Here is a 26120-nt window from a genome sequence, read left to right as displayed (position 1 = left end):
GATAAACAAGAATTATCAAAACTGATTTTTTATCATTGTAAAAAATTTGGCAATATTTTCTTTAATTCCGGAAACCACGCCAATTGAACCACTTGAGATATCACGCTGCCGCACTTCATCTGCATTATTATAATTATGGTGTAGCAATCCCAACACCGTCGCATATTGCGGCTTGTTCACATAATCGGTTAATCCCGCCAGATTGAGCGGAGTGCCAACCCGCACTTGCGGGCCGAAAATCTCGGCGGCGCAGTCGGCAATATCTTCGATTTGCGAACCGCCCCCGGTCAATACAATCCCGGCAATAAGATCGGATTTGATTTGTTTCACATCCAATTCGTGTTTCAGTTTGATCAATTCTTTCTCGACCAACCTTAATAATTCCTGATAACGCGCCGCCGTCACCACCGACAACATCTCTTTTGCCAGACTACGTGGCGCACGCCCGCCGACACTCGGCACTTCGATTTTTTTATCCGGATTATTGCGTGCCGGCGTGACCGCACTGCCATAAGCCACTTTAATTTTTTCCGCATCCATTCTGGAGGTGCTGAAAGCAAACGCCACATCATCAGTGACCCGATTGCCGGCATAAGGAATCACTTTGCTGAAGCGCAACGCACCATTGGTATAAACAATAATATCAATCGTACCGCCACCAATATCAATCAAGCAAACGCCCAACTCTTTTTCATCTTCGGTCAACACCGAATAACTGGACGCCAAGCCGGAAAACACCACTTCATCGACTTTTAATCCGGCACGCAAGACCGCTTTTTTCAGATTATTCAGCCAATTTTGATGGCAAGCGATTAAGTGCGCCTGTGCTTGCAAACGCACACCTTGCAAACCGAGCGGATTTTTGATATTCAGCTGTTTATCCACTGCAAACTCTTGCGGGATCACATGCAAAATGCTGACGCCTTCGCCGATTTTGACCGATTGGGCGATATTCATTGCGCCTTCCACTTCCTCCGGCGTCACTTCGCCGCTGGAAATCGGCACCACGCCGCTTTCATTCAGGCTCTGAATGTGTTCGCCGGTGATTGCCAACGACACACTGACAATTTGGCAATCGGCAATCGACTCCGCCCCTTCAATCGCGCGTTGAATCGAATTGACCACCGCATCCAGATCGGTGATACTGCCGCGATCAATCCCCTTGGACGGGCTGCTGCCGACCCCCAACACATTGACTACGCCGTCCGGCAGAACTTCGCCTACTACCGCGACCACTTTGGAAGTTCCGACTTCCAAACCTACTTTGATTTTCGCTTCAACAATTTTTGCCATATTTGTTTACGTTAGTTGTTTACTGAGTTGCCAATTAATTAATTTTCGTTTGTTTCCGCCGAAGCTTCGGGGGCTGGCGGAACAGCCTTAAAACCGATTGCCGCACCGCTGGCATAACGCAAATCCACGTAATCAATCGTCTGTTGCTCCGGCACTTCGATTTGCGGATAAATCGTTGCGAAACGCTCGATTTTTTGTTTCCACTCGCCACGCCCAAGTTTGAGTTCAATCCCGTTGCTCAGACTGACCTGCCATGCACCGCGCCCGTCAATCCGCATCGATTGCAAGCGCATATTTTTCGTTTTGAGCGCATTACTAATCTGATACCAAGCCGATAACACCTCGCGGCTTTGAAAATCATTGCCATACAGCGCCGGCAATTGCAGATTACCGCTCTTTTCTTCCGGCAAGCTGAAAATCGCCCCGTCCGCCGCCAATAACTGCTTGTCATTCCAAACGGCAACCGGACTATATTCCGCCACCGCAATGCTCAGTTTGTTCGGCCACAGCTTACGCACCAAAGCGCCGCGCACCCACGGCATTTTTTCTATTTGTTGCTGAATCTCTTGCACATCTTGCGAAAAATAACCTTTTAACTCGCCAAATTGCAGCAAACTGTCGCGAATATCGTTATAGGTGGTATATTGCGGCTGCCCGACCACGGCAAAGGAATTAATCGGCTGTGAATCGAGATACGCCAAAAAATCCTGCCAGTGCGTGTAGCAATAATAACCAAATCCTACGCATAATAGCACAACTAGCGATTTAAGCGGCAGAAAAAACTTAAAACCGCTTTCCTCTGCCGTTTGGGGTTGAATACGCTGCTGCGTGCGATTGGGTTTGACTGCCATGGCTATACGCTCAATTCTAAGATCTTCACAACCAACTGCTCAAAACTGTAGCCTTTGATTTTTGCCGCCATCGGAAACAGGCTGTGGCTGGTCATGCCCGGCGTGGTGTTGACCTCCACCAAATGAAATTCGCCTACGGCGTTGGTCATCACATCAACTCGGCTCCAGCCGCGGCAACCGACGCTGTCATAGGCGGCTTTAACCAGCTGCTTCAATTCCTGTTCGCGCGCGTCGCTCAACCCCGACGGGCAAAAATATTGGGTTTCGTCGGAAATATATTTGGCGTCGTAGTCATAAAACTCGCCTTTTGGCACAATGCGAATTGACGGCAACACTTCCCCATCCAGCACCGGCACGGAATATTCATCCCCTGCCAACCATGCTTCGATCAACACGGTTTCATCATACCGAAACGCATATTCGACCGCACTTTGCAACTCCTCGCAGCGGTTCACCTTGGTTAAGCCGACACTGGAACCTTCCAACGACGGTTTCACCATCAGAGGCAAGCCCAAACGCGCCACAATTTGTTCGGCATTGAACCCTGAAAAATTCGCTTTGGTCACCACTTCCATCTCGGCAACCGGCAATCCGAAGCCTTTCCATAACATTTTGGTGCGCATTTTATCCATGGTTAAAGACGAGGATAAGACGCCGCAGCCCGTGTAAGGAATACCTAAAAACTCCAATACGCCTTGTACCGTGCCGTCTTCGCCGCCGCGACCATGCAAAATATTGAAAGCGCGTTCAAAACCTTGTAATTTTAATTGCTCCAAGCCGACTTCCTTGGTGTCCACACCATGCGCATTAAAGCCTTGGCTTTGCAGCGCCGCCAAAACCGCACTTCCCGAATTCAGCGAAACCTCGCGTTCCGCCGAAGTTCCGCCATATAACACCGCAATTTTTTGTTGTTTTAATGATTTCATGCATCTGCCTATCTGATTATTTTTGATTACTATTCCATAACGCCACTAAATTGCGGGATAATTTACTTACGCTGCCCGCCCCCTGCGCCAACACCAAATCGCCGTCTTGTAACACTTGATCCATAATCTGCGGTAATTTTTCGGTATCGGAGAGTAAAATCGGATCGACTTTCCCCAGATTACGAATCGAACGGCACAACGCCCGGCTGTCCGCACCGGCAATCGGCTCTTCCCCTGCGGCATAGACTTCCAACATAATCAACACGTCTACGTTTGACAGCACCTGTACAAAATCATCGAACAAATCACGGGTGCGTGAATAGCGGTGCGGCTGGAACACCATCACCACGCGTTTATCCCGCCAGCCCGAACGTGCGGCCTCAATGGTAACATTGACTTCGGTCGGGTGGTGTCCATAATCGTCGACCAACATCACATTGCCGCACGGACGCTCAAATACGCCAAGCTGATCAAAACGTCGCCCCGCCCCTTGGAAATCGGCAAGTGCGGTCAAAATCGCTTCGTCGCCGATCCCTTCTTCTTTCGCCACCGCCAACGCGGCAGTCGCATTCAGCGCATTGTGTTTGCCCGGCACGTTCAGCACCACCGAAATGCGTTTGCCGGACGGATAAATCACCTCATACAACCCCTGAAACGCGGTTTGTCGATAGTTTTCAATCCGATAATCCGCGTGTTGGCCGAAGCCGTAAGTGATCACTTGCCGCCCGACGCTTGGGATAATCTCTTCCAATTCTTTGTCGTCGGCACACATCACCGCCAAACCGTAAAACGGCAGATTGTGCAGGAAATCAATATAGGTTTGTTTCATTTTAGCGAAACTGCCCTGATAGGTTTCCATATGATCCGGCTCGATGTTCGTCACCACCGACACCATCGGCTGCAAATGCAGGAACGAGGCGTCACTTTCATCGGCTTCTGCGATTAAATAACGGCTCAACCCCAAATGGGCATTGGTGCCTGCCGATTTGACCAAACCGCCGTTGACAAAAGTCGGATCTAAACCGGCTTGGGCGTAGATCATCGCAATCATTGCGGTTGTTGTGGTTTTGCCATGGGTGCCGGCAATCGCAATGCCGTGACGAAACCGCATGATCTCCGCCAACATCTGCGCCCGTTGGATCACCGGAATCCGCGCTTCACGCGCCGCAACCACTTCCGGATTATCGGCTTTAATCGCACTGGACACCACCACCACACTGGCTTCTTTGACATTGGCGGCTTCGTGTTTAAAAAAGATTTTCGCGCCTAAATTTGCCAAGCGTTGGGTGACGGCACCGTCGGCAATATCCGAGCCGGTGATCATATAACCTTCATTTAGCAGCACTTCGGCAATGCCGCCCATGCCCGCACCGCCGATACCGACGAAATGGATTTGTTTCACCCGACGCATGCCCGGTACGAAATCCCGTAATCGGGTTTGAAAATCTTGTTCTGTCATGCTTTTATTCTCTGTTTTGTTTCTATGACGTATACAGTACGTCGATACGACCATTTATTTGATGATAATATTTATTTCGCCACACTGATAACCACCTCCGCAACCCGATCAGCCGCCTGTGGTTTTGCCATCGCTTTGGCTTTTTCAGCCATCGCGGCTAATTTTTCGCGATCCAGTTGCGTTAAAAGTGCGGTAATGCGCTCAGCGTTTAATTCGTTTTGCGGCACAATCGTGGCAGCGCCGACATCGGCAAGATAACAGGCGTTAAGATATTGCTGTTGATCTTTATGTTGAAACGGCACGAAAATCGCCGTCGCACCGACCGCCGCAATTTCAGATACGGTCAAGGCACCGGAGCGGCAGATGATCAGATCCGCCCACGCATAGGCTGCCGCCATATCATCAATAAATTCCGTTAGCTGCGCATTGGCGTTGTCGGGGTAGCGCGCTTGAATGCTGTCGACATTGCCTTGTCCGACCTGATGACGGATTTCCAACGGCAGTTTGCCTTGCTTCACCACTTCCGGCATTAATAAATTCAATACCCTTGCGCCCTGGCTACCGCCGACCACCAACACTTTCAGCGCGCTGCCCGCAACACGTTGCGCAAACCGCACTTTCGGTTCCGCCTGTTCAAACAACGCTTGGCGCACCGGATTACCGACCACTTCGGCGTTGGCAAACGCCTTAGGAAAAGCTTGCAGCACCTTGGTTGCGATTTTTGCCAACCATTTATTGGTTAAACCGGCAATCGCATTTTGTTCGTGCAATACAATCGGCACGCCGCACAATTTGGCGGCGATTCCGCCCGGTCCCGACACATAGCCGCCCATGCCCAACACCGCGTGCGGTTGGTAACGTTTAATAATTTTCCGCGCCTGCCACACTGCGCGCGCAATGGCAAACGGTGCGACCAATAAGGCTTTTAAGCCTTTGCCGCGCAAGCCTGAAATTTGGATAAACTCAATCGGAATGCCGTGTTTCGGCACGAGCGTGGCTTCCATGCGATCTTTTGTGCCGAGCCAACAGATTTGCCAGCCTTGTTGTTGTAATTTTTGCGCTACCGCAATCGCCGGAAAAACATGACCGCCGGTGCCGCCCGCCATCACCAATAAGCGTTTTTTTGTCGTTGCCGTTGTTTCTGTCATTTAATCGTCCCTCAAATGTGCATGACCGCGCATTAGGCGGTTTTCATGATCAATTCGCAACAGGATTGCGATCACCAAGGCATTAATCATCAAACTGGAGCCGCCGTAGCTGACAAACGGAAAGGTGAAACCTTTGGTCGGCAATAGCCCCATGGTCATTCCGAGGTTAAATGCCCCCTGAAAGAAAAACCAAGCGACGACCCCGAAAGCGAAATAACCGCCGAACCGCTGTTCCAGCAACAAGGATTCTTTGCCGATTTTCAGAATGCGGAACAGAAGCAGCGTAAACAGCACGATCACCGCGATAATCCCGACCAGCCCAAACTCTTCGCCGACAATCGCCATAATAAAATCGGTATGCGCTTCCGGCAGATATTCCAATTTTTGAATCGAATTGCCCAAGCCGGTTCCCCAAAATTCACCGCGTCCAAAAGCAATCAACGAATTGCTCAACTGAAAACCGGAACCGAACGGATCAGCAAACGGATCGGTATAAGAGGTCAGCCGTTTTAAACGGTATTCCGAGGTTAAGATCAAGATATATAACGCAAAAAATCCCAACACCGCCAAAGCGATAAATTGAAAAATTTTGGCGCCAACCATAAACAACATCATAAACACGATAAAGCCCAGCACTACACTGCTGCCCAAATCCGGTTGGAATAGCAAGAAACCTGAAATCAAGATCAAAACTACGGTCGGTTTGACCACGCTCAACTGCTTGCTGCGCACTTCGTCATAACGACGCACAAAGTAGCTCGACAGGTAACAAATCAATGCAAATTTGACAAATTCCGCCGGCTGGAAATTGAATAAAACCAACGGAATCCAACGCCGCGCACCGTTAACGGTTCTGCCGATCCCCGGCACCAGCACCAAAATCAATAATAGTAGCGCAAAAAGCAGCAGATACGGACTCCATTTTTGCCATTTTTCAACCGGGATAAACACGAATACATAGGCTGTCAGACACGCCAGCACCACATACACCAAATCACGCCAAGCAAAATGGAACGGATCGTCATATAAGCGATTGCCTTCGGCAACCGAGGCGGAGGTGATCACAATAAAGCCCAAGGTCATCAACGAAAGAAACAGCCAGAATAAGGCGCGGTCATACAGCAGATTGCTCGGGGTAATCCTGAACCAGCGCTCGCTTTCATTTTTTACCCAATCTAAACCCGACATTCTGCCTCCAAGCATAGTGCCAAACGGGCGAATTCATCGCCGCGCTGCTCAAAATTGGCAAATTGATCCAGACTGGCACACGCCGGTGACAACAACACCATATCGCCCGCTTTCAAGTGCGGTTTGAGGGCGGCAACCGCACTTTGCATGCTGTCAAACAACTGACTTTGCGCCGACAGCTGCGCCAGTTGCGCCCCGTCGCGTCCGAAGCAATAGAGCTGAATATGCGGTTGGTTGACTGCGACGGCAAGTTCGGAAAAATCCGCCCCTTTGCCGTCGCCACCGAGCAGTAAATATAGCGTTCCCGCCACATCCAATCCCTGTAACGCCGCTAGCGTACTGCCGACATTGGTGGCTTTGGAATCATTAATCCAACTAATACCGCCTTTGCGCGTAACCAACTGGAAACGGTGTTCCAATCCCTGAAATTCACGCAATGCCCGGCATGCGGCAGTGCGGTCAATCCCTGCCGCGTCAGATAACGCCAACGCCGCCAAGGCATTCATATAATTATGCCGCCCGACCAGTTGCATTTCATCGGTGGCTAAAATCGCTTGGTTTTGAAAAGCAAGGAAAGTGCGGTTGTCTTGTTGGACTAAATGGTAGTCGCCCTGCGCACCGAAACGTTGCATTTTGACCGCACTTTGCTGATTCGGCTGAGTCAGCGGATCGTCATCGTTGATCACCGCCGTTTCCGCATGGTGATAAATCGCTAATTTCGCTTGGCGATAGGCTTCCAAGTCGGCATAGCGATCCATATGATCTTCCGTCACGTTCAACACCGTGGCGGCTTTGGCTTTCAGGGAATGGGTGGTTTCCAATTGAAAACTGGACAGCTCCAGTACATACAGATCACAATCTTGTTTTAACAGCGACAGCGCCGGAATGCCGATATTGCCGCCCATGCCGACTTTAATCCCGGCAGCTTGCGCCATCGCATTCACCAATGAAGTCACGGTGCTTTTGCCGTTTGAACCGGTAATCGCAATAATCGGTTTATCGGTTGCACGGCAGAATAGTTCAATATCGCCGACCACTTCGACACCGGCTTCAATTGCCGTTTGCACTTCGGGCGTTGCCAATGCCAAACCCGGACTGATGACAATCAGATCCGATTGCAATAACCAATCTTGCGGAATGCTGCCGAAATGGCTCTGTTTGACAAAGTGCGGTAACGCTTGCGGTTTGTTACGGGTGTCGATCACGCGCAATTCCACCGGTTTATCCGCAAAAAAATCGATACAGGATAGCCCGCTTTTGCCTAGCCCTAAAATCGTGATTTTTTTACCGCTATAATCGGTGGAATGACTGCTCATTATACTTTTGCCCCAAAAAAGAAAAGAAAATAAAAAATGAAAAAATTAACGCAATTTCAGCGTAATCAAACCGAGTAATACCAAGACTAACGAGATAATCCAAAAGCGGATAATCACACGCGGCTCCGGCCAACCTTTCAATTCAAAATGGTGATGAATCGGCGCCATACGGAAAATGCGTTGTTTGCGGATTTTGTATGAGCCGACTTGCAGAATCACCGAAATGGTTTCCATCACAAACACACCGCCCATGATCAACAGCAAAAATTCTTGCCGCACCAACACCGCAATCGTGCCTAATGCGCCGCCGAGCGCCAACGAACCGACATCGCCCATAAACACTTGCGCCGGATAAGTATTGAACCACAAAAAACCCAAGCCGGCGCCGACAATCGCGGTGCAGACAATCACCAGTTCGGCGCTCAATTTAATATACGGAATATGCAGATAGTCGGCGAAATTGACGTTACCGGTCGCCCACGCCACAAAAGCAAAAGCGCCGGCAACAAATACGGTCGGCATAATCGCCAAGCCGTCCAAACCGTCGGTCAGGTTGACGGCATTACTGGTGCCGACAATGACGAAATACGCCAACACAATATAAAATAAACCCAATTGCGGCATAATCTCTTTAAAAAACGGCACGACCAGCCGGGTCGCATTGGTGTCTTTGCCAATCGCATACATCGCAAATACCGCAACCAACGCCACCACCGACAGCCAGAAATATTTCCAACGCGCAATCAAACCGTCGGTATTTTTATGCACCACCTTACGGTAATCATCGACAAAGCCGATTGCGCCGTAGCCGAACAGGACAAATAACGTACACCAGACATAGGCGTTGCTCAAATCCGCCCATAATAACGTACTGATACCAATTGAAAACAGGATCATCACCCCGCCCATGGTCGGCGTGCCGCGTTTGCTGAAATGGCTTTCCGGGCCGTCATGGCGCACCACTTGTCCGATTTGCAACATTTGCAAACGGCGGATCACTTTCGGCCCGATCCATAAAGAAATTAAAAGTGCGGTCAACAGTGCAATAATCGAACGGAAGGTCAAGTATGACACCACATTAAAAATGGAATGATATTGGACTAAATAATCCGCCAACCAAACTAACATAATTTATCCTTTAATGAATCGATCACGGTTTCCATCTGCATACTGCGTGATCCCTTTGCCAACAACACGATATTGTTATTTTCATTTGATTGTTGTTGGATTTGCCGTTGTAAAAATAAGACCAAATCCGCTTTGTCGCCGAAGTGTTTTCCTTGCGACAAACGGCTGATCACCTCGCTTTGTACGCCGAAACTGACCACCAAATCCAATTCCGCCCGCCGCACAAACTCCGCCACTTGTCGATGGCAAAGTCGACTATTTTCGCCTAATTCCGCCATATCGCCAACAACTAAAATGCGAAATCCGCGATAATTTTTTAAGACCGCCGCCGCCGATTGCATTGAATCGACATTGGCGTTGTAGGTATCATCCAACAATAATACATTCGGATTGATTTGAATCGGATATAATCGCCCTTTGACCGCCTGCTTTTGCTCCAGACCGCACTTCACCTGCGCCAAATCCGCTCCGACCAACATCGAAAGTGCGGTTGCCGCCAGCGCATTGCTGACATTATGCCCGCCTAAATAAGGCAAATTAATCGCTATTTTTCCTTGCGGGGTCACCAAGGTAAAGCTTGAACCCTGTGTATGCAGGCGAACATCGTCGGCATAAAAATCCGCTTGCGACTGCGATACCGAAAAGGAATAAGTGCGGTGCGCGCCGATTTCCGTTTGCCAATAGCGATCCAAATAATGACAATCGAGATTAATCACCGCACAGCCGTTTTGCGCCAAACCGCGATAAATTTCGCCTTTTGCCTGTGCCACGCCGTCTAACGAACCAAAACCTTCCAAATGCGCCGGCGCGACATTGTTCACCAACGCCACATCCGGCTGCACCAATTCGGCGGTGTAAGCAATTTCGCCGGCATGATTTGCGCCCAGTTCAATCACCGCGAATTGGTGTTGTGGTTCTAAGCGTAACAAAGTTAGCGGCACGCCGATATCGTTATTAAAATTGCCTTGCGTAAACAACACGTTGCCGCACTGTGCCAAAATCGCGGCGGTCATCTCTTTCACCGTGGTTTTGCCTGAGGAACCGGTCATTGCCACCGTTTTCGGCGCCAATTCGGCTTTTAACCATTTTGCCAGTTGTCCTAACGCCAAACGGGTATCGGCGACGACTAATTGCGGCGCGGTAAGCGTCGGATTGGGTGTGGAAACCACCAGTGCGGTTGCGCCCTGTTCGACTGCTTGCGCCAAATAATCGTGCGCGTCAAAATTGGCTCCCTTTAAGGCAAAAAACAGTGAATTTTTGCTGACCTTGCGCGTATCGGTGCTGATTTGCGACACCGCCGCCGCACTTGCCTCTTCAGCAGGATAAATTAACTCGGCAGACAGAATTTCCGCCAACTTGTGAAGCGTTAAACTAATCATTGTTATTATTCTTCTAACAGTTGCCGCACAAGTTCCCGATCGGAAAAGTGCAATTTGGTTTCGCCGATAATTTGATAATCCTCATGCCCTTTGCCGGCAATCAAAATCACATCATCGGGCTGCGCCCGTTGCAACGCGTATTGCAGTGCCAACTCACGTCCATGAATGACCGTAGCGCTGTGCGGCTGTTCTAATCCTGAAGCTATCTCTTGTAAAATCAGGCAAGGATCTTCGGTGCGTGGATTATCGTCGGTCAAAACCACTTCATCGGCAAACCGCTCGGCAATCGCGCCCATTAGCGGCCGCTTACCGCGATCACGATCGCCGCCGCAGCCGAACACGCACCATAACCGCCCTTTGCAATGCAACCTTGCCGCTTGCAGCGCCTGTTGCAACGCGTCCGGCGTATGGGCGTAATCGACAATCGCCATCGGTTTATCCGCCGCGGTAAACATCTCCATGCGTCCGCAAACACCGCTTAATCGATTAACACTTTCGCACAATTGTTGTAACGGATATCCCAACTGGAGCAAGGTTGCCGCCACCAGCAAAAGATTACTGACATTAAACGAACCGATTAAACGGCTGTCTAATTCGCCGTCGCCCCAACCGGATCGAAAAGCAATGTTCGCACCGTTTTCATGATAATCGATCCGAGTCGCTTGCAAATAATATGCTTGGGTTAAATGACGATCCGGTTCGGCACTGACGGCAACCGCACTTGGCAATCGCGCCAACCATTGCGCCCCAATCGGATCATCGGCATTGATAATCCGATTTTCACACGCCAATTCGTTGAATAAACGGAACTTCGCCTCAGCATAGGCTTGCATGGTTTGATGGTAATCCAGATGATCACGGCTCAGATTGGTGAAAAGTGCGGTTTTGAAATGCAAAGCTTCCACCCGGTGTTGCACCAAGCCGTGTGATGACACTTCCATCACCGCCATCTCCGCCCCTTGGCGCACAAAATCCGCCAAATTAGCCTGCACTTCGACTGCCGAGCCGGTGGTATTCGCCGCCTCGGCGGTTTTTCCGTATAAGCCGTTGCCAATCGTTCCCATCACCGCCGTGGTTTTGCCCAACAGCTGCCCCCATTGTGCCAATAATTGCGCCACGGTGGTTTTACCGTTGGTACCGGTCACGCCGAGCAGAGTCAGTTGTGTCGAAGGGTGATGATAGAATTCTCCGGCGATCGCCGACAGCTGTTGATCCAATTGGTAATAATGAACAATCACAACGTGGTGTTGCGTTGTGATTGCCAAGTGTTGTTGCGGGTGTTCCGTCTGGGCCAGCACCGCACTTGCTCCGTTGGCAATCGCCTGCGGAATAAATTCGCGCCCGTCCCGTTGGTGTCCGAGCAACGCAACAAACAGATCCCCGCGCTGTACTTTACGGCTGTCGAGCTCAATGCGATTGAGTGACAGGCGGGGAAGTTGCGGCAGAGAAAAGAGCTTCGCCAATCGTTGCATACCTGCCCCTTAATTAATGTGATTCGGCTTTGAGGAAACGGATGACTGTTGCTGATCCAAACGGATAATCCGCGCCGCCGTTTCTTCATCGTTCAAGGCGTCCGGTTTGATATTTTGCGAACGCAGCGTATGTTCCATGATTTTTGAGAATACCGGCGCCGAAATCGCACCGCCGTAATATTTTCCGGCTTTCGGATCGTTAATCAGCACCACCAATGCATAACGCGGATTGCTGAGCGGGGCAATGCCGGCGGTATATGCAATATATTTGTCCACATATTTCCCGTTTTCCAGTTTTTTCGCCGTACCGGTTTTAATCCCGACCCGATAGCCTTCCACCATCGCCAATTTATTTTTAATCGCGACTTTTTCCATCATATTCACCACTTCGCGGGTGATTTTTTCCGAATACACCCTTTCGCCGATGACCGGCGGATCAACTTTGGTGATCGACAGTGGACGATAGACACCGAAGCTGCCCAAGGTGACATAGGCACGGGCGATTTGCAACGGCGTGGCACTGATACCATAACCGTAAGCCACGTTAGCCCGTTCGATATCCGACCAGCGTTTGCGCTCGGCATTCAACATACCGGATTGTTCCCCGACCAAACCCAAATTGGTCGCCGCGCCCAAACCGGCGTGTTTATAGGTTTCCATCAACACATTCGGCGCCATACGCAGTGCCAAACGGCTCACCCCGCGGTTACTGGAATTTTCCAGAATTTGATCCAGCGTTTGTTTATCGCGCGGCGCCACATCCCGGACCTCGTGGCGGTTCAATACCAACGGCCCGGTGTCAATCACTTCATCGCGACGTACCACGCCTTGCTGAAGTGCGGTCAGAACGACGAACGGTTTCACGGTTGAACCGGGTTCGAAAGTATCGGTGATCGCACGGTTACGCATTAATTCCGCTTTCACGCCGATACGGTTATTCGGGTTATACGACGGCGCATTCGCCATCGCCAGCACTTCACCGGTGCGGATATCGACCAACACCGCCGTGCCGGATTCGGCTTTGTTCTCCGCCACCGCTTCCTTGATTTGGCGGTACACCATTGATTGCAATTGTTCGTCGATACTTAAGGTCACGTTATGCGCATCATATTTTTTGGTGTCGTCCACCGCTTCCACCATGTTGCCGTAGCGGTCTTTACGGTAGGTGCGCGAACCGTCCTGTCCGATCAACAATTTATCGAAACTTTTCTCAATCCCTTCGATTCCGGCGCCGTCAATATTGGTGTAGCCGATCAGATGGGCGGTTTCTTCCACTTTCGGGTAAAAACGACGGAATTCGGTCTGCAAAGTGACACCCGGAATTTTTAATTCGCGCGCATAATTGGCGACACTCGGCGTCACCTGCCGCGCAAGATAAAGAAAACGGCTTTTCGGGTTTTTGCTGATTTTTTCTTTCAAGCGCTTGTTGGAAACGCCGATGGCGTCAGCCAGCGCTTTCCAGCGCTCCTGATCTTGCAACGAACCTTTATCGAAGATCTCTTTCGGATCCGCCACCACGGAAAACATCTGCACACTGACCGACAGCCACTGACCGTTACGATCCAAAATCATGCCGCGCGAAGAATGGATCGCCTGCGTGCGCAACGAGCGTTTATCCGCTTCCTGATTCAGTTTGGCGGAGCTGCTGATTTGTACGTCGACCGCGGTCGCCACCAACGACGCCATACTGACGATAATCACGCCAATCACCGTCCAATAACGCCAACTGACGAAAGTGCTCATCGGTTTCGTCGCACTTTTTACATTTCGGGCAGCGCCGGCACTCTGATTAAGCTGTGCGCCCTGCCGGTGTTTATTTTTTTTGAAAATAGCCATTGCCAGCACCCTAGTGATTGTTTTCGATGATAATCACCTGCTGATCGGCAGTGATGTAGCCCATCTTCAAGCGATTCGCGATGGAAGTAATCCGCACATTATCATCCAGTGCCCGCTCTTCCAGTTTTAAGTTAATGTATTCGTTTTCCAACGCTTGTTTTGCCAAAATCAATTCGCCGTTTTCGGCATTGAGCTGGCGGGTTTGATGAATGATCCAAATTGTTGCCACTGCGCTGGCGATCATGCCCAGCCATAACAATAGGGCGATCTTATTCGAGACGAATAAATCGTCCAAAATCAGTTTTCTTAAAGGATAACGTTCGCCGCTCATCTCTTATCCTCTTCTTTCCGCAATTCGCAATACCGCACTTCTGGAACGCGGATTTTGTTGCGACTCTTGTTCGCTCGGCATAATCGCCTTGCCGATGGTTTTCAGGGTTTGGTTACGTTCGATTTGATCCTCGCGCAACGGAATCCCTTTCGGGATCTCAACCCCTTTGCTTTGCTTGCGCATAAAGCGTTTGACCATGCGATCTTCCAACGAATGGAAACTGATGATCGAGAGCCGTCCTTGCGGCGCCAGCACCGTTAATGCCGATTCCAACGCCCGCTCCAATTCATCGAGCTCACTGTTGATAAAAATCCGAATCGCTTGGAAAGTGCGGGTTGCCGGGTGTTTATGTTTATCTTTGAATGGTACGGCTTGGCTGATAAGCTCCGCCAATTGCAAAGTGCGGTTTAAACCGCTTTCGCCGTTTTGACGCGCCGCTTGGTTAAAATTCACAATCGCGGTTGCAATCCGCTTGGCGAACCGCTCTTCGCCAAAGGTTTTCAACACCCAACTCAAATCCTCAATCGACACCTGCTGCAACCATTCCGCCGCCGACATGCCTTGGGTGGTGTCCATACGCATATCCAACGGACCATCGTTCATAAAACTGAAACCGCGCTCCGCTTCGTCTAACTGCGGAGAAGATACGCCGAGATCGAGCAAAATCCCGTCGATTTTGCCGATTAAGCCCTGCTGCCGGCAAATTTCCGCAATCTGTGAAAAGGCGCTGTGGACAATGCTGAATTTAGGATCGGTGATGGTGTTGGCTTCGGCAATCGCACGCGGATCGCGATCAATCGCGATCAAGCGTCCGTTTTCGCCCAAATGCGACAAAATCAAACGCGAATGCCCGCCGCGCCCGAAAGTACCGTCAATATAAATGCCATTTTTTTTAATCGCCAACCCCTGCACGGCTTCATTTAATAAAACCGTAATATGCGCGCGGTCGGTTTGTTCTGCTGGCAAACTCATATTGGCAATTTCTCTATTTATACTAAAAAAATAAGACGATAAAAATGGGTTCGCGGCATATCCCTATATGCCGCTTGCCCCGCTAGTGCTACCGTCATCGGCGGAAAGATGATTCTTTCTCTTTTACAATGACAGCGTTTTTAATTCTTCCGAGGTGGCAAAAGCGCCGCCGCTGCCGATTTCAATATCTTCGGCAATTTGTGCCAGCCACGCCTCTTCGCTCCAAATCTCAAATTTATTCAACTGCCCGACCAACATAACGTTTTTATCCAATTTGATGTGGTTGCGCAGCGTCGGGCTGAGTAAAATCCGCCCGCTTTTATCCAAGCTACATTCCGTGGCATAGCCCAACATCACCCGCTGTAAACGGCGTTGATCCGGCTCGAAGTTGGATAATCCGTGCAGTTTTTGCTCAATAATTTCCCATTCATTCAGGGGATAAAGCAACAAACAAGGTTGACGAATATCAACGGTGCACACCATCTGCCCCTGGTTTTGCTCTAAAATTTCGGCGCGATAGCGGGTAGGCACGGCAAGCCGCCCTTTGCTGTCCAAACTGACTGAAGTCGCACCACGAAACATAGCAATCCCGTTTTAATTAATCATCCGTTTTATTATCGTTTTCTGCTGATGGTTACCACATCGTTCCACCAAACGGCGTTTTATGTTATTTTACCCCACAAAACCCCACAATTCACCACTTTGATCTAAGTTTATTATCTGATCACTGTTGTTGCAAGTTTTTTGTCAATTATTTGTGTGAGGCAGATCGCATTTAATTGGTGGTTTTTTATTCGATTTAATAAAAAATACAAAGTAGTTGAGATTTATTCAGCCGTTAATCGGACACAAATCGAGAAATTAACGGATAAACAGCCCCTCTCAATACATTTTTTATTGATCGGAGCGTTAAGTACGCAAATAATTGTCAGGTATTTCAAGATAATTAAATCAATGAGGAATGATCATGTCGAATATTCTTGTACGAAAGCTGGCAACCGGCACAATTTATAAATTGGTTTTTATCGGCTTATTGGTTGGCTTTCTGCCGTTATCTCTCGTGTTAGGCGTTTAGGCTATTTTGATCTGTTTTATGTTACTTGGAATCAACAGCCGGTTAACGGTATCGCCGCATTTTACCTGGTGCCGATGATCCGACTTTTCGTTGCCTTGACTCGGGGCTTGATTGTCGGAAGTATCATTTCGTTAGGATTATGGATCTATTCAAAATTCAGACCGATCACACGCTCTTTTTATGAAAATAAAACAGCAGAATCCTGAATCCATTGCGCGACCGCCCTGCGCCACTGCCGTAAGTGTTGTTTTTTACTGCCTGCCGCTGCTTGCAACGCTTGCCAATCAAAGTGCGGTTCGGCTCGTATCAGCCGTTGCAAAGCGGGATAGGTCGCCGCCAATGTGCGGTTGGCATGGGCAAAGCCGTGCAATTGGCGCAGATCATCAGCGTTAAGTTGCCAATCAATCTCAGGAAAATCGATCTGTCGTTGCAGAGTGGTAAATAAAGCGTGAGCGGCAAGTGGAAAATTGTGTAAAAATTGGCGGCGCGCAATCTGGCAAAATCGCTCACCCGAGCTTGATAACGGATAAATCGCCATCACACTGTAGCAGCCGCTGCTCGCCTCTTTGCCGCTGCTAACATGAATAATCTGAAAACCGCACTTTTGCCAAAAATTCGCTAAATCTGTGCCGTAACCAAAACTGACTGAGATAAAATCCAGCTCCGCACGGCAGTCCTCAAGTAGCCGTTGCAATAACTGTTTGCCGAAGCCTTGCCGCTGCAAGTGCGGTAACAACGCAATACGTGAAATCCGCAACGAGCGCAAAGCACAGGCTTGCGGCAAGTCCGCTTGAAAACACAGCGCTTGCGCCACCAGATTGCCGTTTGGGCGACGTTCACCGCGCCAAATTTTTTCGATTAAATCTGAGTCGGTAATACCGCCTTCCGCCAACGCCCAAATACCGCCGACGATCTGGTTTTGTTGCTTTAACAGCCAAAAGCGTTGCCCTTGTGCGTCAAGCAAACGGCGCAAATCCAACGGCGAAGTGCGGTAGTGCGCCAATGACAACAGGCGGTAAAATTGGCGGATTTGCTGCGGATCGGCAACCAACGCCGCTTGTGAAATTTCAGCGAAAGTCAAATTTTCACTCTGGCTGTTGGTGGGAGAAAGTTCATTGGTTAGCAACAATAAATCGTCAAGCCAACGTTCCAACGGATCGTGTTCGGCATAACGCAACGGTTGTCGTAAATGCAGAAGCTGACAAGTGCGGTCGGTCAGTTGTTTGAATTTCAGCTCAAAACCCCGCCCCGTGCCTTCGTAGCCGTGGATGGTGGTGGTGAGCAGAATATGCTTAAAATAGCGGCAGATCGTTGCCAGCATTTCGAGCGGAATCATCGCCGCTTCGTCAATAATCAGCCAACTGTCTGCAAACGGCCGTGGATTGTCATTCAAGCGCGCAATCAAATCATCCGGTGCGAAAAAGTGCGGTTGCCGGCGGCAATGTTGATACAAGGTCTGCACCGCACTTTGGTTCGGCGCAGTCAGAAAAACCGCACTTTGCTTTGCCAATTGATCGGCGACCATGCCGGCAAGGGCGGATTTGCCGCGCCCGCGATTGGCAGTGAGCAGATACAGCTCCGCTTGCGCAGTTAAAATTTGCCGTAACACCCGTTGCTGCCGCAAAAGTGCGGTCGGCGGCAGTTGCCACAACGCATTTGCAATCTGCGGCAGCGGCGGATTGGATTGTGTTGGATAATAAATCGGGATCTGGTGCCGCTCAACCGCACTTTGCCACCAAGTATAAAAATGCCGCGGCGTGATCGCTTGCGTTGCACCATTCCAGCGCAGGCTGTCCAAATCCATTTGCGTCTGCCAATCTTCAGGCAACAACATCAGCAATACGCCAGCGGCTTTAATCGTCGCCGCCACTATTGCCAACGCCGCTAAATCCAAATTCAACACGCCATGTTGCCGGCAATCATAAACCGCACAATCCCACTCCTGTCCCAACAGATTTTTAGCATGGGCGAAGGCGTAAAACGTGCAATTCGGCGGTAGAATTTCAGGCGGTTGCGCAGCACAATAAACCGCACTTTTATGCGCATTTAATGCGCAAAATGCGGCGATTTGTCGGCTTAACCAAACATCATCACCGCATAGAATCAATGGTTGGCGAAAAAAGGGATTCTTCATCAGAAAAACAGGTTATGCTTTTTCACTCAAATACGGATCGTCAAATCCCAAGGACTGCATAATTTCCGTTTCCAGACTTTCCATCTCTTCCGCTTCGTCATCATCGATATGATCGTAACCCAACAGGTGTAAACTGCCGTGCACCACCATGTGCGCCCAATGCGCCGACAGCGGTTTTTGCTGCTCCGCCGCTTCCCGCTCCACCACTTGGCGGCAAATCACCAAATCGCCCAGCAACGGCAATTCCACTTCAACAGGCGCTTCAAACGGGAATGACAACACATTGGTCGGGTAATCCTTACCGCGATAAGTGCGGTTTAGTGCCTGACTTTCCGCTTCATCGACAATCCGCACCGTCATTTCCACATCATCAAGACTTGGCTTGACCGCACTTTGCGCCCATAATTCGATTTCCGCTTGGGTCGGCAAGCCCGCCGTATTTTCACAGGCAAGTTGCAGATCGACAATCACCTGTTTCATGCCGGTTCTCCTTGTAACAAACGTTCCTGATCGCGCGCTTTACGCCGTTCCTCCGCCAATGCCTGACGGCGGATTTCGTCTTCCCGTTCCCAAATTTCATAGGCTTGCACCACTTTGGCAACCACCGGATGGCGCACCACATCGCTGCTTTCGAAGAAATTAAAACTCAGTTCCGGCACGGTTTGCAGCACTTCCATCGCGTGTCGCAGCCCGGATTTTTGACTGCGCGGCAAATCGACTTGGGTAATATCGCCGGTGATCACCGCTTTGGAATTGAAACCGATTCGGGTGAGGAACATTTTCATCTGCTCGACGGTGGTATTTTGGCTCTCGTCTAAAATAATAAAGGCATCATTCAGGGTGCGGCCGCGCATATACGCCAACGGTGCAATTTCAATCACATTGCGCTCAATCAGCTTTTCCACCCGCTCGAAACCCAACATTTCAAACAGCGCATCGTACAACGGACGCAAATACGGCTCGATTTTTTGCCCTAAATCGCCGGGTAAGAACCCCAATTTCTCACCGGCTTCCACTGCCGGACGCGTGAGCAAAATGCGGCGGATTTCCTGTTTTTCCAATGCTTCCACCGCCGCCGCCACCGCTAAAAACGTCTTGCCCGTCCCTGCCGGACCGATGCCGAAACTGATGTCGTGGCGCAAAATATTGTGCAGATATTGGATCTGATTGGCACCACGCGGCTTAATCACGCCGCGCTTGGTTTTCACCGTGGTGGTATACACTTTCGATTCCGAGCGCACTTCGCTGTTTTCCTCCGCCTGCGCTAAAATCCGGCTTTCCTGAATCGCGATATGCACATCTTCCAAATCCAGTTCTTTGATTTTGCCCTTAATCGGCGCGGTATCGGCATACAACTGCTTAATCAGCTTCGCCACCGCTTTCAGTAATTTCGCCGACTGCTTCTGCTCGGATTTCTGCTCTGATTTCAGGGTGAAACTAAAATCACGTCGCAGAATTTGCAGCTTAAAGGTGTTTTCAATCCGTTGCAGATGATCGTCAAACGCCCCGCACAGCGACTGCAAACGCGCGTTGTCTTGCGGTTCTAAGGTAAAGGATTCGATAAGTTGTTCGGTCAAGGGGAGCCTCTTTTATGACAGCGGAAAGTGGCATTATTATAGCCGTTTTTCGAATAAAAACAGCTATTCTCGCGCAACAAAAGAGGCAGGGAGAGATAAAAGTGCGGTCAGCGTTGTTCAAATTGGGTAATCATGTCCAAACGGTTTTGGTGTCTGCCGCCGTCATAAGCCGTATTTAACCAAAGTGTCGCCAACGCTAACGCTTTTTCCGGCGTGATAATATTTGCCCCGAAGGCAATAATGTTACTGTTATTGTGTTCGCGCGACATCAGGGCACTAACTTCATCGCCACAAAGGGCGCAACGAATGCCGTCGATTTTATTCGCTGCAATCGAAATGCCGATGCCAGTGCCGCAAATTAAGATCCCTCGCTCCACTTCGCCTGCAACCACCAAATCCGCCACTTTTTTAGCATACCGCGGATAGTCGGTTCTTTCCGCACTGAATGTGCCGACATCGAGCACACTATGCCCTTGGCTGGTTAATTTTTCAATTAAAAATTGTTTATGAGATAAGCCAATGTGATCCGAGCCGATGGCAATTTTTTTGTTCATTTTATATTCCTGGTTATCTATTAGCATACTTATCTATTACCACATAATGCTGCGCCGATTGCACCGTTAAAAGAGGAAGAAGTGGCTTTTAATACCGTTAATTCATTATATGGCAATGGTTTTCGCACATAAGACAGGCTGTCTTTTTTCAGTTGTGCATAAGGGAAATCCTGCATATCCATTACGCCACCGCCTAAAATAATCGCATCAGGATCAAACAGATTGACGCAAGTACCGACCGCCTTTGCGACGCGGTTTAAATAACGATGAACAAAATGCTCCTGCTCCGCTTGGCTAAATAACGCATCAATCGGATAGGTTTTAGTTGAACTGTCGTACCAGCGTTTTAACGCAATGCCGGAGCAATTGGTTTCCAAACAGCCGTAGTTGCCGCAACCGCAACGCAGATCGTCATCGCCATAGGGAATATGCCCCAATTCCCCGGCAACACCGTGCGCGCCTAAAAAAATCTCGCCCTCATTCCATACGGCAAAGCCCATACCTGTGCCTAAGTACAAGCCCAACACCAATTTATCTTGCAAATTAAAATGTGAGACATCGTAGATCAGTTGCAAATTGACATCGCGCTCCAACCGCACTTCACAATCAAACTGCTTGCTCAAATAAGGAGCGAGCAGATCAAGTTCTGCCTGTGAGATCGACAAATTCGGCACTGACAACACTCGCTGCCGATTCCGAGAAATCGCCGCCGGTAAACCAATGACAATCCGTTTGATCGGATAATCCGCCGCAAAAGCACGGCAAAATGCCTGAATGCCCTGTAAAAAATCATCGCTAATAATCTCAGCCGTTTTCTTTTTTTCGGTCAGCAGCACCGCACTTTGCGCATTCATCACACAAATGCGCGTATGCGTCGCCCCCATATCAATCCCGATCACCACCGGGTTTGCACTTGTCATAAACTCCCCCAATCCATCTCAACTGACCGCACTTTAACTAACCCGCGTTTTAATTACCCCATATTTTCATTAGCCATACTGCGCAATGTTTTTTTCCATCATATTCCATGCCGTTTCAATATCCGGATCGTTATGAAATAAACCCGATGTGCCGACGATTAATACATCTGCCCCGGCGGAAATCAACATTCCATAGGTTTTCGGATTGCAAGAACCGTCGATTTCAATTTTATAAGACAGTTGATTCTTTTCTCTGAATTGTTTTAATTCGCGGATTTTATCCAACATTTCAGGAATAAACGATTGTCCGGCAAAGCCGGGATCAACCGTCAGCACCGTCACTTTATCCACTTTATGCAAATAATATTTCGCCATTTCAAGCGAGGTTTCCGGATTAAATATCAAACCGACTTTCATGCCTAATTTTCGAATTTTTTCAAATAAACGAAAGGCTTGTCCGGAAATCGTTTCGACGTGTACCGTCACCATATCGCAGCCTGCTTGTGCCAAATCATCAATATAATTTTCCGGATTTGTCACCATCAAATGGCAATCCAGCGGCTTAGTCGAAATTTTATTCACTTGACTGACAAAAAACGGCGAAAGGGTAATATTCGGCACATAATGCCCGTCCATAATATCAATATGAAAATACCCGACTTTTTTATCCAAAAATTCAATTTGCTCTTTAAATTTAACTAAATCCATGCACATCAAAGATGGTGAAATTAGAATGTTTTTATTCATAATGCCTTCCTATAAAATTAACGGCTAATTAACCGATCCAAAGCAACGGCTGCGATAATTAAACCGCCCATTACAACCAATTGATAATATGTTTGTACTTGCAGAATATTTAATCCATTATTGATGGTGCCGATAATCAAACCGCCAATAACCACGGAGAAAATTCGTCCTTTGCCACCAAAAAAGCTGGTTCCGCCGATAATTGCACTGGCAATCGCATAGGTTTCAAAACCGACACCGGCTAATGGCTCTGCCGCCCCTAATCTGGCTGTTGAAACAACACCTGCCAAACCGGCGCAAATACCTGAAATTATAAATACCGCCAAGGTGTGGAATTTAACGTCGATTCCTGAATAATATGCTGACTCTTTATTCCCGCCTAACGCGTAAATATTTCTACCTAATCGCATTTTGGCGGTTAAAAACCATAGGAAGAAAGCAATGACAATCGCAAAAATAACCGGTACAGGAATGCCCAAAACACTTTGCGCGAAGAAATCGACAAATTCAAAAGAGAATCCGTAAACTGAGTTTGCATCAGAAATCACTAACGTCACGCCACGGAAAATCGCATTGGTTCCCAGTGTAATAATAAAAGGATGTAATCCGGTATAATTAACCAATAATCCGTTAATTGCGCCTAAACCACCGCCGACAAAAACACCGCCAATAACCGCTGCCCACAAAGGATCTAAGCCTGCAAGCATTAACTTGGCAGTCACCATACCTGCCAAGGCTAAAATTGATCCCACCGACAAATCAATTCCGGCAATCAAAATAGCGAAAAATTCCCCCATACCAATTAAAACAGTGACCGAGCTTTGTACGAAAATTTGTTGGATATTATTTCCCGTCAGAAAATATTGCGGGGAAATTGATCCAAAAATGACAACAATAATGGCAAGAATAAAAAATGTGCCGTATTGCTCCCAAAAAATAGGAAAATTAAATTTGCTTTTCATTATTAATGGCTCCTTCTCCGTCAGGCAGTGCCCAATTCATAATTAATTCTTCCGTCAAATTTTCATTGTTATCCAATATTGCGGATATTTTCCCCTCTCTAAATACAACCGCCCGATCACATACCGACATAATTTCCGGTAACTCGGAAGAAACCATTAATATTGCTTTACCGTCACTGGCCAACTCGCGCATTATTTTATAGATTTCGGCTTTCGCCCCCACATCAATCCCTCTGGTCGGCTCATCAAATATAACCACCTTCGGTTGACAAGCCATCCATTTAGCGATAATAACCTTCTGCTGATTACCCCCTGATAATTCCGTGATATTTTGTTCAACCGACGAACATTTTATGAGTAACTTGCTTTTTTGCTGCTCTGCCAATTCCTTTTCATCTTTTAAATTAAACATCCCCAAGGCACCTTTAAATCCTCCGTCTTTCAAACTTTTGGAAATGGCAATATTTTTATTAATAGAGAAATTAGTGAAAAAACCATTTTCACGCCGACTTTCCGTAATATAAGCCATCCCTTTTTTTACCGCATCGAAGGGAGATGACGGCGTGATTTCCACACCATTGAGATAAATTTTTCCGGAAATTTTTTTATCCACACCGAAAATGCAATTCATTAATTCCGTTCTGCCGGCGCCGACCAATCCGGCAAATCCCAATATTTCACCTTTATTTAATGAAAAAGAAATATCATTCACTTGTTTTTTCTTTTTGCCCGTCAGGTTTTTCACTTCAAAAACAATCTCATTTTTTTCTTCTCTTTTAATTTGTTTGAAATGTGACTGTAACTCTCTGCCGACCATTAATCTGACGATATCGGAGTTAGAAACAGCTTTAATCATGCCTGAGGTGACACTTTCGCCATCTTTTAGCACAGTGTATCTGTCACAAATTTTTCGTATCTCATTGAGCTTATGTGAAATATAAACAATCGATTTTCCGTCTTTTCTGAGTTGATTCATGATTAAAAATAAATATTCAATCTCTGAATTCGTTAGCGATGATGTGGGCTCATCCATAATGATAATACTGACATCGGAAATAAGAACTTTCGCAATTTCAATCATTTGTTTATAAGATATAGATAAATTGGCCACTTTTTCATCCAATTTGACTTTAATTCCCAAGCGCAACAAAATAATCGCCGCCTGAACCCGCATTGTTTTCCAGTCAACTACTGGCACACCCAGCACTTTTTTATATAACAAGCGGCCTATATATAAATTTTCCAAAACAGTAAGTTCGTCTATAAGGCTGAGTTCTTGATAAATAATACCGATACCCAATTCAGAAGCGGTTTTATGATCTAAATATTCGTATTCGTGTCCTCTAATAATAATTTTCCCTGATGTCGGTTTATGGATACCGGATAAAATTTTCATCAAGGTTGATTTTCCAGCTCCGTTTTCCCCCAACAAAGCATGGATTTCATGAGTATAAATATCGATATCTACGCGTTTTAACGCTTGCACCACGCCAAAACTTTTTGATATCTCTTTCATACTGACCAAGAGTTGATTCATACAAACCTCATTCAAAATGGGGAGATAAACGATTACCTCCCTTTAATCATGATTATTGGGTAACTAAAACGGCATCAACGGTTTCAAATTTCGGCTCTTGATCAACCGGGAGTTGCTTACCGCCTTTTACGGCATTGACCAATAACCGCAAACCGTTAGCCCCGATTTCAGCCGGATTTTGCGCTACGGTTGCCGTTAATTTTCCTTCTTCAACCATTTTTCTTGCCTCAGGCACGCCGTCGGTACCGACAACCAAGACGGAATTCAATTTTCCGGCATTGGCCACCGCTTGAGCAGCCCCCATCGCCATGGTGTCATTGGCGGCATAAAATGCTTTGATATTGGCATTGCGTGACAGAACATTAGTTGCAACATCCAGCGCTTTGATTCTGTCCCAATCCGCCGGCTGGCTTGCTACCAGTTTAATTTGCGGATTTTTTTCAAAAACGTCCGTTGCACCACGACGACGCGCCTCGCCGGAAGCATTGCCGGCTTTACCTTCGATAATGGCAACTTCTCCGCCTTGTTCGCCTAACCGATCCACAATGAACTGTGCCGCTTTGGCGCCTACGGCGACATTATCCGTGGTAATAAACGCCTCAACATTGCCTTTTGCTTTGCGTAAATTATCCAAATCGGCTTTTTCATCAAGATTCACGAGATAGATCCCTTGTCGATATGCCTTAGCCGCCGGCATCACCAAATTTGCCGGAGATAACGGTGCAAAGGCGATGCCTTTATATCCCTTGTTGATCAAATCTTCGAAAAGTTGTAATTGAGACTGATAATCGCCCTCCGATGGCGAGGCAAAGATATCGACCGATACATCAAGTTTCTGCGCTTCTTCCTCAATTCCTTGCTTCATTTCCACCCAGAACGGATTGGAAAGTGTTTTCAAAATAACCGCATATTCGGCCGCTTTTGTTGCCATAGAAAACGCCATAGCTAAAATTGCCAAGCAGGAAGCAATGACTTTAAAATTCTTTTTCATGATTCGTCCTCATTTTTGATTTCAAATGACTACTATATGTTTGATGTTCTGAACAAAATACACACAAAATAAAAGTGCGGTATCGCAATACCAACTTTACAAATAATATGATTTCGTACAGACGATAGTATTTATAGCACTAAAAAAGAATGAAAAACGCGATCAACTTCACAAATTAAATATTTTTGTGAAGTTTTAGGGATGATTTTAACTTGCCACAAGAGCCAAAATCAGCATAGACGAACGATAACCAGCTGATAAACAGATTGATATTGATTGAATATACGAAATTATAAACCGCGTATTACCGAGTAATCATACCGC

23 protein-coding genes are annotated in these 26120 nt (G+C 47.9%); all 23 read right to left on the bottom strand.

Features of this window, described 5'->3' with window-relative positions; all coding sequences use genetic code 11:
• Positions 1-15 precede the first annotated feature (15 nt).
• The 23 genes from ftsA to alsB all read right to left on the bottom strand — a co-directional run bounded on the left by ftsA (position 16) and on the right by alsB (position 25796).
• Positions 16-1293, bottom strand: a complete 1278-nt coding sequence (gene ftsA, locus ACQ31U_RS07685) for a cell division protein FtsA (protein ID WP_431050857.1) — start codon at positions 1291-1293, stop codon at positions 16-18.
• Between the two features lie 38 nt (positions 1294-1331).
• On the bottom strand, positions 1332-2144 hold the full coding sequence (locus ACQ31U_RS07680) for a cell division protein FtsQ/DivIB (protein WP_431050856.1): 813 nt from the start codon (positions 2142-2144) through the stop codon (positions 1332-1334).
• Positions 2145-2146: 2 nt separating this feature from the next.
• Positions 2147-3070: a D-alanine--D-alanine ligase gene (locus tag ACQ31U_RS07675; RefSeq protein WP_431050854.1), complete on the bottom strand. Its 924-nt coding sequence runs from the start codon at positions 3068-3070 to the stop codon at positions 2147-2149.
• A gap of 16 nt (positions 3071-3086) precedes the next feature.
• A complete protein-coding gene (murC, locus tag ACQ31U_RS07670; RefSeq protein ID WP_431050852.1) occupies positions 3087-4529 on the bottom strand; it encodes a UDP-N-acetylmuramate--L-alanine ligase in 1443 nt (480 codons plus the stop codon).
• A 71-nt stretch (positions 4530-4600) separates the two neighbouring features.
• Positions 4601-5677 (bottom strand): undecaprenyldiphospho-muramoylpentapeptide beta-N-acetylglucosaminyltransferase, encoded by a 1077-nt coding sequence (gene murG / locus ACQ31U_RS07665; protein WP_431050850.1) that lies wholly within the window; start codon positions 5675-5677, stop codon positions 4601-4603.
• Positions 5678-6865, bottom strand: a complete 1188-nt coding sequence (ftsW, locus tag ACQ31U_RS07660; RefSeq protein ID WP_431050848.1) for a putative lipid II flippase FtsW — start codon at positions 6863-6865, stop codon at positions 5678-5680. It lies immediately after the preceding gene.
• Positions 6853-8181, bottom strand: coding sequence for a UDP-N-acetylmuramoyl-L-alanine--D-glutamate ligase (gene murD / locus ACQ31U_RS07655; protein ID WP_431050846.1), 1329 nt, complete (start codon positions 8179-8181; stop codon positions 6853-6855). The genes ftsW and murD overlap by 13 nt, the downstream gene beginning before the upstream one ends.
• A gap of 45 nt (positions 8182-8226) precedes the next feature.
• Positions 8227-9309, bottom strand: coding sequence for a phospho-N-acetylmuramoyl-pentapeptide-transferase (mraY, locus tag ACQ31U_RS07650; RefSeq protein ID WP_431050844.1), 1083 nt, complete (start codon positions 9307-9309; stop codon positions 8227-8229).
• A complete protein-coding gene (murF, locus tag ACQ31U_RS07645; protein WP_431050842.1) occupies positions 9303-10688 on the bottom strand; it encodes a UDP-N-acetylmuramoyl-tripeptide--D-alanyl-D-alanine ligase in 1386 nt (461 codons plus the stop codon). The genes mraY and murF overlap by 7 nt, the downstream gene beginning before the upstream one ends.
• A 5-nt stretch (positions 10689-10693) precedes the next feature.
• Positions 10694-12160 carry a UDP-N-acetylmuramoyl-L-alanyl-D-glutamate--2,6-diaminopimelate ligase gene (gene murE, locus ACQ31U_RS07640; protein WP_431050840.1) on the bottom strand — a complete coding sequence of 489 codons (1467 nt, stop codon included), beginning with the start codon at positions 12158-12160 and terminating at the stop codon, positions 10694-10696.
• Positions 12161-12169: 9 nt separating this feature from the next.
• Positions 12170-13996: a peptidoglycan glycosyltransferase FtsI gene (gene ftsI / locus ACQ31U_RS07635; protein ID WP_431050838.1), complete on the bottom strand. Its 1827-nt coding sequence runs from the start codon at positions 13994-13996 to the stop codon at positions 12170-12172.
• A 10-nt stretch (positions 13997-14006) separates the two neighbouring features.
• Positions 14007-14327 carry a cell division protein FtsL gene (ftsL, locus tag ACQ31U_RS07630; RefSeq protein WP_431050836.1) on the bottom strand — a complete coding sequence of 107 codons (321 nt, stop codon included), beginning with the start codon at positions 14325-14327 and terminating at the stop codon, positions 14007-14009.
• Positions 14328-14330: 3 nt separating this feature from the next.
• On the bottom strand, positions 14331-15299 hold the full coding sequence (gene rsmH, locus ACQ31U_RS07625) for a 16S rRNA (cytosine(1402)-N(4))-methyltransferase RsmH (protein WP_431050834.1): 969 nt from the start codon (positions 15297-15299) through the stop codon (positions 14331-14333).
• Between the two features lie 123 nt (positions 15300-15422).
• Complete coding sequence (gene mraZ, locus ACQ31U_RS07620) at positions 15423-15881, bottom strand: division/cell wall cluster transcriptional repressor MraZ (RefSeq protein WP_431050832.1); 459 nt, start codon at positions 15879-15881, stop codon at positions 15423-15425.
• 671 nt (positions 15882-16552) lie between these two features.
• Positions 16553-18508 (bottom strand): tRNA(Met) cytidine acetyltransferase TmcA, encoded by a 1956-nt coding sequence (locus ACQ31U_RS07615; protein ID WP_431050830.1) that lies wholly within the window; start codon positions 18506-18508, stop codon positions 16553-16555.
• Between the two features lie 12 nt (positions 18509-18520).
• Entirely contained in the window at positions 18521-18988 is a 468-nt protein-coding gene (gene ybeY / locus ACQ31U_RS07610; RefSeq protein ID WP_431050828.1) for an rRNA maturation RNase YbeY, read from the bottom strand.
• On the bottom strand, positions 18985-20085 hold the full coding sequence (locus tag ACQ31U_RS07605) for a PhoH family protein (protein ID WP_431050826.1): 1101 nt from the start codon (positions 20083-20085) through the stop codon (positions 18985-18987). Before ACQ31U_RS07605 ends, ybeY begins: the two co-directional genes overlap by 4 nt.
• Positions 20086-20192: 107 nt before the next feature.
• Positions 20193-20639 carry a ribose 5-phosphate isomerase B gene (gene rpiB / locus ACQ31U_RS07600; RefSeq protein WP_431050824.1) on the bottom strand — a complete coding sequence of 149 codons (447 nt, stop codon included), beginning with the start codon at positions 20637-20639 and terminating at the stop codon, positions 20193-20195.
• 29 nt (positions 20640-20668) lie between these two features.
• Positions 20669-21559: an allose kinase gene (gene alsK / locus ACQ31U_RS07595; RefSeq protein ID WP_431050822.1), complete on the bottom strand. Its 891-nt coding sequence runs from the start codon at positions 21557-21559 to the stop codon at positions 20669-20671.
• Between the two features lie 69 nt (positions 21560-21628).
• Complete coding sequence (alsE, locus tag ACQ31U_RS07590) at positions 21629-22306, bottom strand: D-allulose 6-phosphate 3-epimerase (protein ID WP_431050820.1); 678 nt, start codon at positions 22304-22306, stop codon at positions 21629-21631.
• Positions 22307-22323: 17 nt separating this feature from the next.
• On the bottom strand, positions 22324-23268 hold the full coding sequence (gene alsC / locus ACQ31U_RS07585) for a D-allose ABC transporter permease (protein WP_431050818.1): 945 nt from the start codon (positions 23266-23268) through the stop codon (positions 22324-22326).
• Entirely contained in the window at positions 23252-24805 is a 1554-nt protein-coding gene (gene alsA, locus ACQ31U_RS07580) for a D-allose ABC transporter ATP-binding protein AlsA (RefSeq protein ID WP_431050816.1), read from the bottom strand. The genes alsC and alsA overlap by 17 nt, the downstream gene beginning before the upstream one ends.
• A 52-nt stretch (positions 24806-24857) precedes the next feature.
• The gene (gene alsB, locus ACQ31U_RS07575; RefSeq protein ID WP_431050814.1) at positions 24858-25796 is read right to left on the bottom strand and encodes a D-allose transporter substrate-binding protein; all 939 of its coding nucleotides are present in this window, start codon (positions 25794-25796) and stop codon (positions 24858-24860) included.
• Positions 25797-26120 lie beyond the last annotated feature (324 nt).

This window comes from Testudinibacter sp. TW-1 (assembly GCF_050613185.1).
Classification (GTDB): domain Bacteria; phylum Pseudomonadota; class Gammaproteobacteria; order Enterobacterales; family Pasteurellaceae; genus Chelonobacter.
The sequence above is the reverse complement of the archived record's forward strand: the minus strand, read 5'-3'. Positions and strand labels throughout refer to the sequence as shown.